This is a genomic window from Histophilus somni, assembly GCF_014202395.1.
GTDB classification, from domain to species: Bacteria; Pseudomonadota; Gammaproteobacteria; order Enterobacterales; family Pasteurellaceae; genus Histophilus; species Histophilus somni.
Genome location: NZ_JACHGQ010000008.1, coordinates 62,006 through 75,728, shown reverse-complemented (window position 1 = coordinate 75,728; position 13,723 = coordinate 62,006). Strand labels below are relative to the sequence as shown.

13 protein-coding genes and 1 tRNA gene are annotated in these 13,723 nt (G+C 36.9%); 4 read left to right on the top strand and 10 right to left on the bottom strand.

Features of this window, described 5'->3' with window-relative positions; genetic code table 11:
* Positions 1-20 precede the first annotated feature (20 nt).
* Positions 21-1,208 carry a tyrosine--tRNA ligase gene (tyrS, locus tag HNR69_RS06730; protein ID WP_011609461.1) on the top strand — a complete coding sequence of 396 codons (1,188 nt, stop codon included), beginning with the start codon at positions 21-23 and terminating at the stop codon, positions 1,206-1,208.
* 45 nt (positions 1,209-1,253) lie between these two features.
* On the opposite strand, the gene recR is transcribed toward tyrS, so the two are convergent.
* Together recR and HNR69_RS06720 are read right to left on the bottom strand one after the other, a co-directional pair.
* Entirely contained in the window at positions 1,254-1,859 is a 606-nt protein-coding gene (gene recR / locus HNR69_RS06725) for a recombination mediator RecR (protein WP_012341172.1), read from the bottom strand.
* Positions 1,860-1,922: 63 nt separating this feature from the next.
* Positions 1,923-2,252 (bottom strand): YbaB/EbfC family nucleoid-associated protein, encoded by a 330-nt coding sequence (locus HNR69_RS06720; protein ID WP_011609463.1) that lies wholly within the window; start codon positions 2,250-2,252, stop codon positions 1,923-1,925.
* Positions 2,253-2,377: 125 nt separating this feature from the next.
* Here HNR69_RS06720 and HNR69_RS06715 point away from each other — a divergent pair, with 125 nt between their 5' ends.
* From HNR69_RS06715 to HNR69_RS06705, 3 genes are all read left to right on the top strand, one after another.
* Positions 2,378-4,276, top strand: a complete 1,899-nt coding sequence (locus HNR69_RS06715) for a DNA topoisomerase III (protein WP_075293441.1) — start codon at positions 2,378-2,380, stop codon at positions 4,274-4,276.
* A gap of 137 nt (positions 4,277-4,413) precedes the next feature.
* A complete protein-coding gene (secG, locus tag HNR69_RS06710; protein ID WP_011609465.1) occupies positions 4,414-4,758 on the top strand; it encodes a preprotein translocase subunit SecG in 345 nt (114 codons plus the stop codon).
* Between the two features lie 19 nt (positions 4,759-4,777).
* Positions 4,778-4,863, top strand: a tRNA-Leu gene (locus tag HNR69_RS06705).
* A gap of 469 nt (positions 4,864-5,332) precedes the next feature.
* On the opposite strand, the gene secF is transcribed toward HNR69_RS06705, so the two are convergent.
* The 8 genes from secF to HNR69_RS06665 form a co-directional block, all read right to left on the bottom strand.
* Positions 5,333-6,301 carry a protein translocase subunit SecF gene (secF, locus tag HNR69_RS06700; protein ID WP_075293440.1) on the bottom strand — a complete coding sequence of 323 codons (969 nt, stop codon included), beginning with the start codon at positions 6,299-6,301 and terminating at the stop codon, positions 5,333-5,335.
* The gene (gene secD, locus HNR69_RS06695; protein ID WP_075293439.1) at positions 6,301-8,163 is read right to left on the bottom strand and encodes a protein translocase subunit SecD; all 1,863 of its coding nucleotides are present in this window, start codon (positions 8,161-8,163) and stop codon (positions 6,301-6,303) included. The genes secF and secD overlap by 1 nt, the downstream gene beginning before the upstream one ends.
* Positions 8,164-8,194: 31 nt before the next feature.
* On the bottom strand, positions 8,195-8,494 hold the full coding sequence (gene yajC, locus HNR69_RS06690) for a preprotein translocase subunit YajC (RefSeq protein WP_012341169.1): 300 nt from the start codon (positions 8,492-8,494) through the stop codon (positions 8,195-8,197).
* A 155-nt stretch (positions 8,495-8,649) separates the two neighbouring features.
* On the bottom strand, positions 8,650-9,780 hold the full coding sequence (gene tgt / locus HNR69_RS06685; RefSeq protein WP_075293465.1) for a tRNA guanosine(34) transglycosylase Tgt: 1,131 nt from the start codon (positions 9,778-9,780) through the stop codon (positions 8,650-8,652).
* A gap of 50 nt (positions 9,781-9,830) precedes the next feature.
* On the bottom strand, positions 9,831-10,901 hold the full coding sequence (gene queA, locus HNR69_RS06680) for a tRNA preQ1(34) S-adenosylmethionine ribosyltransferase-isomerase QueA (RefSeq protein ID WP_011609470.1): 1,071 nt from the start codon (positions 10,899-10,901) through the stop codon (positions 9,831-9,833).
* A gap of 131 nt (positions 10,902-11,032) precedes the next feature.
* The gene (locus HNR69_RS06675) at positions 11,033-12,301 is read right to left on the bottom strand and encodes a TRAP transporter large permease (RefSeq protein WP_011609471.1); all 1,269 of its coding nucleotides are present in this window, start codon (positions 12,299-12,301) and stop codon (positions 11,033-11,035) included.
* 17 nt (positions 12,302-12,318) lie between these two features.
* A complete protein-coding gene (locus tag HNR69_RS06670; protein WP_075293438.1) occupies positions 12,319-12,771 on the bottom strand; it encodes a TRAP transporter small permease in 453 nt (150 codons plus the stop codon).
* A partial coding sequence (locus HNR69_RS06665; RefSeq protein WP_260157013.1) for a TRAP transporter substrate-binding protein occupies positions 12,768-13,723 on the bottom strand: 956 nt, incomplete at its 5' end. The genes HNR69_RS06665 and HNR69_RS06670, both read right to left, overlap by 4 nt.

Here is a 13,723-nt window from a genome sequence, read left to right as displayed (position 1 = left end):
ATTCAAATTAAGGATTCATAATGACTAATATAAATACTGTAATTGCCGAATTGAAACGTGGTGTTGATCATGTTTTTTCAGAACAGGATTTCATTGAAAAACTCAAAGAAAACCGTCCGCTACGCATTAAATTAGGTGCAGATCCAACGGCACCCGATATTCATCTAGGGCATACGGTTGTACTTAATAAACTTCGCCAATTCCAGAACTTTGGTCATGAAGTAATCTTTCTAATCGGCGATTTTACCGCAACAGTAGGCGATCCTTCAGGAAAAAATACTACTCGTCCCCCTTTATCAAGAGAAGATGTGTTACGCAATGCGGAAACTTATAAAACACAAATTTTCAAAATATTGGATCCACAAAAAACACAAGTTGTATTCAATTCAGATTGGTTAGGTAAGTTGGGTACAATAGGAATGATCCGTTTGGCATCGAATTATACTGTTGCAAGAATGTTGGAACGTGATGATTTTAAAAAACGATTTAACAATAATCAACCGATTGCCATTCATGAATTTATTTATCCCCTTTTACAAGGTCATGATTCCGTACATTTAGAAGCCGATGTCGAGTTAGGCGGTACAGATCAAACCTTCAATTTATTAATGGGGCGTGAGCTACAAAAATCTTGCGGACAAAAACCTCAAGTTGCAATTACTATGCCTTTATTAGTCGGATTGGACGGTGAGAAAAAAATGTCTAAATCTCTCGGTAACTATATTGGCGTAACCGAAACACCAAGTAATATGTTTGGTAAAATCATGTCAATTTCCGATGAGCTTATGTGGGATTGGTATAACCTGTTGTCATTCCGCCCGCTCACAGAAATTACACAATTAAAAAAGGATGTTGAAAACGGTCGTAATCCACGTGATGTCAAAATCTTACTTGCAAAAGAAATTATTACACGCTTTCACAGTGCTGATGATGCAGATACTGCAGAACAAGAATTTATTGATCGTTTTCAAAAAGGGGCAATACCTGATGACATGCCGGAATTTACCTTTACCGGCGAAATCGGTTTAGCGAATTTATTAAAAGATGCTGGACTTGTTGGCTCAACTTCTGAGGCTATTCGTATGGTGCAGCAAGGTGGGGTCAAAATTAATGGTGAAAAAGTCGACAATGCAAAACTTATTGTTTCACCTTCCACCGCAGTTTATCAAGTCGGAAAACGAAAATTCGCACGTGTAACAATAAAATAAGGATTGACATCCCCCACCTAAAGTCGGGGGAAGACGTCAACCATGTTATAGTTGAATTTCACGACGCCCAATAAGTGAATGACTTAAAGTTGTGCCGTCAACTGTTTCCAATTCCCCTCCTACAGGGATACCATGAGCAATACGGCTGACCTTTATATTATGTTGAAAACACATTTCCGCAATATAATTCGCTGTTGCCTCACCTTCAACGGTTGGATTGGTTGCTAAGATAACTTCATAAAAACTTTCATGTTGTAACCGCTTTTGCAATAAATCCAAACCGATTTCTTTCGGACCAATCCCATCTAAAGGAGATAAATGTCCCATTAACACAAAATATCGCCCGGAAAATTGCCCTGTTTGCTCAATAGCCGGAATATCGGAAGGCTGTTCCACAACACAAAGAAAACCCGAATTTTGTCGTCTTGGATTATTACAAATTGCACAACTCTCTTCTTCCGTAAAAGTGCGGCAATGAGTACAATGACCAATTTTCGACATCGCTTCGGTTAAAGCACCAGCTAAATTCATACCACCGCTACGATCACGTTGCAATAAATGATATGCCATACGCTGTGCGGATTTAGGACCAACGCCGGGTAAACAGCGTAAATGTTCAATCAGATTTTCTAAAAGAGGACTGCTTTGCATAATGAATTATCTTATTAAAAAAAACGGACGCAAACATTGCGTCCCGGTCATATATGAATTAATTTAAAACGGCATTTTAAATCCCGGAGGTAAAGACATACCGGCAGTAACGGATGCCATTTTTTCTTTTTGCATTTCTTCTGCACGGCGTACTGCATCGTTAAATGCCGCTGCAATAAGATCTTCTAACATTTCTTTATCGTCTTCCATTAAAGAAGGATCAATATCAATACGACGACAGTTATGAGCACCATTGATTGTAACCTTAATTAAACCCGCTCCGGCTTCGCCTGTTACTTCTAATTGTGCAATTTCTTCTTGCATTTTTTGCATCCGCTCTTGCATTTGCTGAGCTTGCTTCATCAAGTTACCTAAGCCACCTTTTCCGAACATAATTTTCTTCCATCTAAGTTAATCAAAAAACGCAAGGCATTTTAGCGAAAATTTAGCGAATTTGGAATAGCCTGACTTTATGTTAGAATATTTGGCTTTCATCAATCCCTAGAATCAGTAGTCTAATGCGATTATTTATAGCGGAAAAACCCAGCCTTGCTCGAGCTATTGCTGACGTATTGCCTAAACCGCATCAACGTGGACAAGGCTTTGTCAAATGTGGCGAACAAGATTATGTAACTTGGTGTGTAGGACATTTATTGGAACAAGCTGCTCCTGATGTTTACAATCCAATGTTCAAACAATGGCGTTTAGAACATTTACCTATTATTCCGCAAAAATGGCTATTACTTCCCAGACAAGAAGTAAAAAGTCAGCTGGACATTGTACTTAAATTAATTCATCAAGCAGACATTATAATTAATGCTGGGGATCCGGATCGAGAAGGGCAATTATTAGTTGATGAAGTTTTCAGTTATGCCAAGTTGCCTGCTACAAAATTAGCCGAAATTCAACGTTGTCTAATTAACGATCTCAATCCAAGTGCGGTAGAAAAGGCAATAAAAAAATTACAGCCTAACAAAAATTTTATCCCCCTTGCTACATCAGCATTAGCACGTTCAAGAGCAGATTGGTTATATGGCATTAATATGACCCGAGCCTACACTATTCGTGGTCGTCAATCAGGCTATAACGGTGTTCTATCCGTTGGCCGAGTGCAGACACCTGTCTTAGGATTAATTGTACGTCGTGATTTAGAAATTGAGCATTTTCAACCGAAAGATTTTTTTGAGGTTCAAGCCTTTATTGCAACAAAAGAAAAAACGCCCTCAACATTTACCGCACTTTGGCAACCGAGTAAAGCCTGTGAAGATTATCAAGATGAAGAAGGACGGGTGTTATCCAACGCTTTAGCTAAAAATGTAGTAAAACGCATTACCGCACAACCGGCGACGGTGACAGAATATATTGACAAAAGAGAAAAAGAGACCGCACCTTTGCCTTATTCACTTTCTGCATTACAAATAGATGCGGCGAAACGTTATGCCATGTCTGCACAAGAGGTTTTAGATGTTTGTCAAAAATTATATGAAACTCACAAATTGATCACTTATCCCCGTTCCGACTGTCGATATCTACCTGAAGAACATTTTGCCGCACGACATACCATTTTACGTGCAATTTCCGCACACAGTATTTTATATAAAGAAATTCCCGATATAGTTAATACTGAGCTGAAAAATCGTTGTTGGAACGATAAAAAAGTAGAAGCACATCATGCTATTATTCCAACAGCAAAACGTCAAACAGTGCATTTAAACCAAAATGAACAACAAATATATAATTTAATTGCCCGCCAATACTTGATGCAATTTTGTCAAGAGGCTGAATATCGAAAAAGTAAAATTACATTAAATATTGCTGGGGGAACTTTTATTGCTCAAGCGAGAAATTTACAAATTGCGGGCTGGAAACAACTTTGGGGAAAAGAGGATGAAGATGAACAACAAGAACCTTTGCTTCCTATTGTGAAAAAAGGTGATGAATTATTTTGTGAAAAAGGTGATGTAATTAGCAAAAAAACACAACCGCCAAAACCTTTTACCGATGCAACCTTACTTTCGGCAATGACGGGAATCGCACGTTTTGTACAAAATAAAGAATTGAAAAAAATCTTACGTGAAACAGATGGTCTAGGTACGGAAGCAACAAGAGCAGGCATTATTGAATTATTATTTAAGCGAGGATTCATCTATAAAAAAGGGCGGAATATTCACAGTACAGAAACAGGCAGAACACTCATTCAAGCCTTACCAGAAATCGCAACTCAGCCGGATATGACCGCACATTGGGAAGCTCAACTGGACAGCATCAGCCGCAGGCAAGGATCCTATCAACAATTTATGCAAACGCTCAGTGAACTTTTACCTGAATTATTAGGTTACTTTAATTTTTCCGCACTGCGGAAACTAGGACTTCAAACGAAAGAGAATAAAAAAGCAGATTTGAAAAAAAATGAGTAAACACAGTTTAAATTTTGCCTGAAATTAAAACAATTAACCGAATTTTTATCAAAACCACTTGCGAAGGTTTCCAATATTAGATAGTATTCGCACGTTATTTTGTTTATAGAAATGTTTGAATTTAGAGAGAAGAAATAATGTACCAAGTTTTACTGATCGCTTACTTAGTTATTGCCATTGTCCTCATTGGTTTCATCTTAATCCAACAAGGTAAAGGTGCTAATGCAGGGGCTTCGTTTGGCGGTGGTGCTTCAGGAACAGTTTTTGGTTCAGCAGGTGCAGGCAATTTCTTATCTCGTACGACAGCCATTTTGGCAACAGCATTTTTTGCTATCAGTTTATTGATTGGTAATATCAATTCACATAGCAATAATGTTAAAAGTGGTAAGTTTGATGATTTATCAAAAGTTGCGGAGCAAGTTCAGGAAAAACAACAAAGCATACCGACACCTGACACAAAAAACAGCGACATTCCTCAATAAAAACCTAAATTCAAATTACGCTCTGGTGGTGGAATTGGTAGACACGCTATCTTGAGGGGGTAGTGTCCATAGGACGTGCGAGTTCAAGTCTCGCTCAGAGCACCAAAAAGTTACCTCGTTAATCCCCAAAATCGCTACTTAAAATTTCAATAATTCTGTCTTTTCCGTTTGCTCTACAAAACTAAGATTTTAGAATTACCTCCAAATACTTCTAAAAATTTTCACGCCTAAAATACATACCATCTACCAAAAAAAACGTGTAGTAGAGTCTATACATAGCAATACGTTATATTAAGAAAGACAATCTTTTTTTATAGCAAGACAGTAGGCACTTTTTGACCGATTACTATGCTTGCTTATTCGATTTATTCGACCTTAAGATGATACAGATAGGTTTTTGATGAGAATAACATAAGAAAAACATGACTAACGTTTTGAACCAAAAAAACTCGTGTTAAACAACTCTTGTTGTGAAAAATCCTACCACTCATTTTTCATTGTTATTTTTTTAAACAGTTTCCAGTGTTTTGATTTGTTGGTTCTAAATGTCGGGCAAATGCCCGACAACATGAGTTTAGAAGCCTTCTTCAAACTCTTCCTTTTCAACAATTTGGATTAGCATATGTTCACGTTTTAGCCCTAAATCAAGAGCTAGAGTAATTGCAATATAAATCGTTGAATAAGTACCAAAAGCAATCCCTATTAACAACGCAAGTGAAAAGCTATGGATTGTTGGTCCACCGAAAGCAAAAAGTGCAATTACGACAAATAATGTTGTGATTGATGTCATTAATGTCCTTGCCAGAGTTTGGGTTAATGAAATATCAATAATTTCAACAGTATCAATACGGCGAATTTTACGGAAATTTTCTCGCACTCGGTCAAAAACAACGATACTATCATTAAGCGAATATCCTACAACAGACAGGATAGCAGCCACGAAAGTAAGATCCATTTCAATTTGGAAGTAGGAAAAAACACCTAAAGTGACAATAACATCATGAGCAAGGGCAATAACTGCACCTGTACCTAAACGCCATTCGAAACGGAAAGCAATATAACCTAATAACATCAGTAATGTTGCTAATGTTGCGTAAATTGCACCTTGTGTTAATTCTTCACCAACATTCGGACCTACAAATTCAATACTATGAATTTCAAGACCTTCATCCAAACTATTGAGGATAGTTTTAATTTTATTACCCACTTCAGCACTACTTTCTACGACAGGTAATCTGATCATGACATCTCGAACACCTCCCGTAGTTTGTACCAACGCACTTTCTATTCCATTCTCTTTTAATGTAGATCGTACTTTATTGAGGTCTGCCGGTTGAGAAAAATGGGTATCGATCACTGTTCCACCGGTAAAATCCAGTCCCCAGTTGAATCCTTTAGTAAAAATAAAGAAAAAACAGACCGCAGTTACAATGATAGAGAAAGCATATCCCCAGTAGCGGTATTTCATAAAAGGGGTTAGTTTAAAAGGTAAAATGACCCCGTTATATTCATGCACTTTTTTATTGCGTGTAAATAAACTCACTATTCACCTGCCTTAAATTGATAATTTTCAACACGTTTTCCACCATAGATTAAGTTTACAAGAAAACGAGTTCCTGTAATGGCAGTAAACATTGAAATCGCTACACCTAAAGAGAGTGTAATAGCAAACCCTTTAACCGGTCCAGTACCTACAGCATATAATACGACTGATGTTAGAATAGTGGTTAAGTTCGCATCAAAAATACTCGTAAATGCACCGCTATAACCTTCATTAATAGCTTGCTGAATTGTGCGACCATTATTAATTTCTTCTTTTATTCGTTCAAAAATCAATACATTAGCATCAACAGACATACCGACAGATAAAACAATCCCTGCGATACCCGGCATTGTTAAAGTCGCTCCGGGTAATAAAGACATTATACCTACAAGAAGTATCATATTGGCAATAAGGGCTATGCCGGCAAATAAACCGAAGAGCTTATAGTAAAATAGAATAAATATAATCGTAATGGCTAATCCCCATAATCCTGCTTTCAGCCCTTGTTCAACGTTTTGAGCCCCCAAAGATGGGCCTACCGTTCTCTCTTCAATAATTTGAATTGGTGCAGTTAAAGCACCTGAACGTAGTAATACCGATAGGTTTTGTGCTTCAGCAGGGCTATTGATGCCGGTAATTTGGAATTGTGAACCGAAACGACCTTGGATTGTCGCAACATTAATAACTTCTTCATGTTTAGCTAAAATAGTTTTACCATGTTCGTCTTTTTTACCACTGTCTTTATATTCTACATATAAAGTTGCCATTGGTTTCTTTAGATTAAGTTTGGTAGTTTGTGACATAATTTCACCACCTTCAGAATCTAAAGTAACCGAAACCTGAGGAGAACCGGTATTTTGATCTATGCCTGAACTTGCATTAGTAATATGCTCACCGCCTAATACAGCTCGTCGATATAACACAATAGGACTACCATTGCGATCATATTTCACTTCCGAATCAGAAGGCACCATACCTTTAAGAGCGACATCTAAATTTGCATTTTGATTTACTAAACGGAATTCCAACGTTGCTGTTGCACCTAGAATTTCTTTTGCCCGAGCTGTATCCTGTACACCGGGTAATTCCACTACAATACGCTCAGCCCCTTGACGCTGAATAACAGGTTCAGCAACACCCAATTCTTCTACACGACGACGTAAAATACTTAAGTTTTGTTCAATAGCATGATCACGAATTTCTCTTAGAGCGTTCTCTGATAATTCTAAACTTAGTGTGTTTTCAGAAATGGCATTAACATTCAGATTTTGATGTTGTTTACGCAAGAAACGTTGTACATCGGAAAGTTGTTCCGGTTTAGCTAAGGTAATGAGAGTTGTAAAATTTTCTCCATTACGAATGGACATATATTGATATTTTTCTTTGCGTAATTCGGTACGTAAGCTGTCTTGTAATTGTTCTTGGCGTTTATCCAATGCAGTGTGCATATCCACTTCCATTAAGAAACGAACACCTCCCCGTAGGTCTAACCCCCATTTCATCGGTCTACCGCCAATATTGGTTAACCATTTTGGTGTGGCGGGTGCAAGGTTAAGTGCAACGGAATAATTATTACCAAGTTGTTCAATAATTTTATCTTTAGCTAAAAGTTGATCATCTGTATTGTTGAAACGAGCTAAAATTGAGCCGTTTTCCAAAATAATTGATTTGATAGGTAAATTATTTTGCTCTAATAATGTTTGTACATTAGTAAGCACGTTTATATCAGCGGTTTGCCCTCGTGTTCCAGAGATTTGTACAGCTGGATCTTCACCGTAAAGATTTGGAAGAGAATATAAAACACCAATGGCGATCACTAGGATCACCATTAGATTCTTCCATAAAGGGTAACGATTTAACATAGACTTGTTCCCTTGCGGAATGAATGAAAATTTAGATAGATTTTAAAGAACCTTTTGGCAATACGGCTACGATAAAATCGCGTTTGATAGTGATTTCAGTCGTATCATTTAATGCGATAACGACATAATCGTTTTCAGCACTGATTTTGCTGATTTTACCGATAATACCACCTGAAGTTAACACCTCAGTGCCTTTCGCTAATTCAGACATTAACTGCTTATGTGCTTTGTTACGTTTTGCTTGTGGACGATAGATCATAAAATAGAAAATCAATCCAAAAATGGCAAAAATAAATAACATAGAAAGTGGGCTACTTTGTTGAGCTTCCATTATTTTATCCTTATAAGTGAGTTAAACATTCATTAAAAACTTGCGTAAAATAGCATAAAATTCTTTTAATGTGAAAATATCTTTTTATTTCACCGCACTTTATTTATCAATAACCGACCTTGTAGGTTATTTCTCCGACAATTATTATTACTTTCTTATCGTGTAGGCACAGATTTACCGATTTTTTTATAAAATTCTACAACAAAATCCTCAAAACGATCTTCTTCAATCGCTTGACGAATTTGAGCCATTAAACGTTGATAATAGTGAAGATTATGAATGGTATTTAATCTCGCCCCCAAAATTTCACCGCACTTATCCAGATGATATAAATAAGCTTTGGTATAGTGTTTACAGGTATAGCAATCACATTCAGGATCGAGGGAGGTTGTGTCATTACGATATTTTGCATTACGAATTTTTACAATACCGTTACTGACAAAAAGATGACCGTTACGAGCATTACGAGTTGGCATAACGCAATCAAACATATCAATACCACGGCGAACACCTTCAACCAAATCTTCCGGTTTACCGACACCCATTAAATAACGAGGTTTATCCGCCGGAAGTTGCGGGCAAACATATGCTAAAATTCTGTGCATGTCTTCTTTAGGTTCTCCAACAGCTAATCCACCAACAGCATAGCCGTCAAAACCGATATTAATTAACCCCTCAATAGAAAGTTTACGTAAATCTTCAAAAGTACTGCCTTGTACAATACCGAACAAGGCATTTTTATTACCTAATTCATCAAAACGTTCACGACTACGCTTTGCCCAACGTAAAGATATTTCCATGGATTTTTTGGCATAATCGAAAGTTGCCGGATAAGGTGTACATTCATCGAAAATCATCACGATGTCCGAACCTAAATCATATTGAATTTCCATAGATTTTTCCGGTGATAAGAAAATTCTTTCGCCATTAATTGGATTTTGAAATTTAACACCTTCTTCAGTAATTTTACGCAATTTACCTAAGCTAAAAACTTGAAAACCACCACTATCGGTTAAAATTGGACGATGCCATTGCATAAAATCGTGTAAATCACCGTGTTGACGCATAATTTCTTGACCGGGGCGAAGCCACAAATGAAAGGTATTTCCCAGTAAAATTTCTGCCCCTGTTGCCCGCACTTCTTCAGGTGTCATGCCTTTTACCGTGCCATAGGTTCCAACCGGCATAAAAGCTGGCGTTTCCACCGTAAATTCGCCCTGCGGACGATTAAAAGTCATGGTACCTCGACGTGCCATACCGTTAGTTTTATGTAAGGTAAATTTCATTGTCATTTGTAATCCTTCTCGTCAGATAAACAGTCTGATGTAATCGGCTTTTAGGCCTTCGTAATAAACATGGCATCGCCATAGCTAAAAAAGCGATAGCGATTTTCGACCGCACTTTTATAAGCATTCATCGTATGTTGATAACCGGCAAAAGCAGAAACCAGCATAATCAAAGTACTCTCCGGCAAATGGAAATTGGTAATCAAACAGTCAATAACACGAAATTTTTTGCCCGGATAAATAAAAATGGAAGTGTCGGAAAAATAGGGTTCAAGTAAATGAGTGCTATTATTTTCTTCGGCAAAAAGTGCCGCACTTTCAATTGACCGTACAGAAGTTGTACCTACTGCAATAACTCGTTTACCCTTTGCTTTTGTGGCTAAAACAGCATCAACCACTTCTTGCGGGACTTCCACATATTCTGCGTGCATTTTATGATCTTCAATATTTTCTACACGAACAGGTTGGAAAGTGCCGGCACCGACATGTAAGGTAACAAAGGCAAAATTAACCCCCTTGTTTTTGAGTTGTGTCAATAGCTCATCATCAAAATGTAAGCCGGCAGTTGGTGCAGCCACAGCCCCCGGAACTTTATTGTAGACCGTCTGATAGCGTTCCTTATCGGCATCTTCATCTGGACGATCAATATAAGGGGGTAAAGGCATATGACCTATTTTCTGTAAAATATCTAAAAGAGCGGTACTTTTATCACTTAATTCCAGTTCAAATAAATTTTCATGGCGTGCCTTCATCAGCATTTCAACACCCTTCCCTTCTCCCAGCTTATCTTCACCTAAAAAAAGCACTGTATTTTCTTTCGGTGATTTTGAAGATCGAATATGGGCTAAAAAATGATGTTCATTTAGTACCCGCTCAACCAACACTTCTATTTTTCCACCGCTTGCTTTTCGCCCAAACATTCTCGCCGGAATCACTCGGGTATTATTAAAAATCAGCAAATCGCCTTCGTTAATCAGATCTGCAACATCGCTAAAAGTGCGGTGAAATAATTCTCCGTTTTGTCCGTTTAATTGCAACATACGACTGGAAGAACGCTCACGTTTGGGATAACGTGCAATTAATTCATCAGGTAAGTCAAAATAGAAATCAGATAAATACATAACTTCGTAAAATCATAATAAAAACTGTAAGGGCGTAGTCTAGTCGCAAATATGGGTTCATACAAGAGGAAATTGTGTCATTATCGCCATCAAGTGAGTAAAATGAAAAACACATTATACTCACTTGTTTTTTAACGGAACATATTAGGTATCATCAAAGAGATCGAAGGAAATAATATCATCAGTAACACAACGATGAATATGACACCTAGATAAGGAACGAGGTATTTTAGCGTTTCCTGTAGTTTGACATTAGCAATCCCCATAGTAATGAACAATACTCCACCGACAGGAGGGGTTACTCCTGCGTAAACTAAGACAACGATCATAATTATGGCAAATTGTATCGGATCTATTCCATATTGATAAGCTACTGGCATTAAAATTGGTGCAACAATAATAGTTGCGGCAATAGTTTCAATAAACATGCCGATAAATAATAAAAATGCTACTAAGAGCAGAAGGATCATGTAAGGATTATCCGTAATACTTGTTAAGAACCCTATAATTAAATCAGGCAAACGAGTGAAGGCGATAATCCATGATAAAATAGTTGCTCCTGATATAATTAGGGTACACATTGCGGTCATTGCGGCTGCATTTAGTATTGAATGTTTGAATTTTTCAAAAGTTAATTCTTTATAATAAATACCGACTGCAATAGCATAAAGTACTGCTACAGCCCCAGCTTCAGTTGGCGTAAAGAACCCAACCAAAATTCCACCTACTATGATAACCGGCATAAATAATGCAGAAGACGCCTCTTTAAATGCTTTGCATAAAATGGCTCTAGATGCCTTTTGATCTCTACCAAGATTATATTTTTTAGCATAGAAATAGGTGACTAGAACCAATCCGATAGCTATAGCAATTCCAGGTAAAATCCCTGCTAAAAATAAATCTTTAATTGATAATCCAGTTAATGAGGCAAAAATAATCGCAGTTAAGCTAGGTGGAATAATTGGACCAAGAGATCCTGCTACAGATTGAAGGACTGCAGTTAAGCCTGCTGGATAGCCATTTTTTTTCATGGTAGGTATCATAATTGAACCGACGGCGGCTGTATCTGCTGCTGCAGATCCTGATACTCCGGCAAAAATTACAGAGGTGGATATATCTATCATACCTAGACCGCCTCTAAAATGTCCGACTAAACATTTCGATAAATGAATAAGTCTTCTGGATATTCCTCCATTCTCCATTAATTCTCCAGCTAACATAAAAAACGGAATTGCTAATAATGAAAAGGAATTTATACCTGAGAATAAACGCTGAGAAATCAATGCTAACGGTAAATCATTAGACAGAATTGAAATTATGGCACCTAATCCCATTGAAAATGCAATAGGCACACCGAGCAGAACCAAAATAAAGAAGCATAAGAATGCAAGAAGTAGCATATATCACCTCATTATAATTAACGTTTCTTGATTAAATTTTTAATTTGCTCATAAACCATCAATACCCCACCAACAGGTATCGCAAGATTTAGAGTCCACATTGGAACACCTAGTAAAGGGGAGTATGAATTTGTATTATTAATACAAAGTATATATCCCAATATAATGACTGCGAGTATGTAAATGATAGAAATAACATTCACAATAATATGAGCAATATTACCAACGGTTTGTTCTAATTTATCCAGCACAATATCAAAGGTAATATTAATGCCCTTAGCAATTGTTAAACTTGAAGCTATCCAAGCTAACCAAATAAAAATAAATCTAGACAGTTCTTCAGTCCAAGCGAAAGGATGTGATGTTAAAAATCTAGAAAACACACCTATAGATACAACAATGACAAGTGCAGAAAAAAGTATAATCGTTAATGTATTTCTGAATGAGGAAATATAACCATCTAGTTTCATTTTTGTGCCTCTTTATATAATTCTTCTAATCCGTTTGCTTGAACAAATTTATCAACCATTGGTTTAGCTTTTTCTCTTAGAGTTGGTATATCTACATTATGAAACTCGACACCTTGTTGTTTTAGATAACTTCTCCATTTTTCATCAGTGTTGACAGTCTTAATATAAAACTGATCTATTGCAAAAGTTACAGCCTCTTTGATCCATTGTTGTTCAGATTCTGTTAATGAATTAAATTTTTTAGCACTAATATTTAACGCAGTAAAAGTCATGGCATGTTGTGTCTCATACCAGTTTTTAGCTACTTCGCTGATTTTAATGGAGCTTAAAAATTCCGGATTACCTTCCATACCATCCACAACTCCTGTTTGGATAGCAGTGTATGCCTCACCTGATGGAATTGGACTTGGTGTAGCTCCAAGCAACGTTATAGTATTAACAAGTACAGGAGAATTTGGTACTCGAATTTTTAAGCCATCAAATTTATTATTATCAGCAAGTTCTTTTTTGAGAATAATATTTCTATAAGCAACAGGTTGAATACTTAATATTTTAACCCCTGATTTGGCTTCAACTTGTTTTTTAATTTCTGCCATTTTGGCTGTACTTAGTAATTTTTTAATATGCTCCATATCCTTAAAAAAATAAGGCATATCTAAAATCCCAATTGGAGAATAATAAGATGCAATGATGCTAGTATCTGAGATGGACATATCAACAGTACCGAGCTTCATTCCTTCAAATAGCTCCACTTGATCGCCTAAAATCCCGTTTGAGTAAACATCAACAGTAAGTTTTCCATTAGATATTTCTTTGAGTTTGTCTGAAAAATCTATAACTAGTGTATGGTTAACATTATCATTAGCCATATGATGAGCCAATCTTAGGGTTTTAGCTTGTGATAGTACAGGAAGGGAGATAAGTAGCGTAGTTAAAAGAATGCTATGCAGTT

Coding starts and splice junctions, on each gene's coding strand:
- tyrS (WP_011609461.1), top strand. CDS start 21: ATGACTAATATAAATACTGTAATTGCCGAATTGAAACGTGGTGTTGAT.
- recR (WP_012341172.1), bottom strand. CDS start 1,859: ATGCAAAGCAGTCCTCTTTTAGAAAATCTGATTGAACATTTACGCTGT.
- HNR69_RS06720 (WP_011609463.1), bottom strand. CDS start 2,252: ATGTTCGGAAAAGGTGGCTTAGGTAACTTGATGAAGCAAGCTCAGCAA.
- HNR69_RS06715 (WP_075293441.1), top strand. CDS start 2,378: ATGCGATTATTTATAGCGGAAAAACCCAGCCTTGCTCGAGCTATTGCT.
- secG (WP_011609465.1), top strand. CDS start 4,414: ATGTACCAAGTTTTACTGATCGCTTACTTAGTTATTGCCATTGTCCTC.
- secD (WP_075293439.1), bottom strand. CDS start 8,163: ATGTTAAATCGTTACCCTTTATGGAAGAATCTAATGGTGATCCTAGTG.
- yajC (WP_012341169.1), bottom strand. CDS start 8,494: ATGGAAGCTCAACAAAGTAGCCCACTTTCTATGTTATTTATTTTTGCC.
- tgt (WP_075293465.1), bottom strand. CDS start 9,780: ATGAAATTTACCTTACATAAAACTAACGGTATGGCACGTCGAGGTACC.
- queA (WP_011609470.1), bottom strand. CDS start 10,901: ATGTATTTATCTGATTTCTATTTTGACTTACCTGATGAATTAATTGCA.
- HNR69_RS06675 (WP_011609471.1), bottom strand. CDS start 12,301: ATGCTACTTCTTGCATTCTTATGCTTCTTTATTTTGGTTCTGCTCGGT.
- HNR69_RS06670 (WP_075293438.1), bottom strand. CDS start 12,771: ATGAAACTAGATGGTTATATTTCCTCATTCAGAAATACATTAACGATT.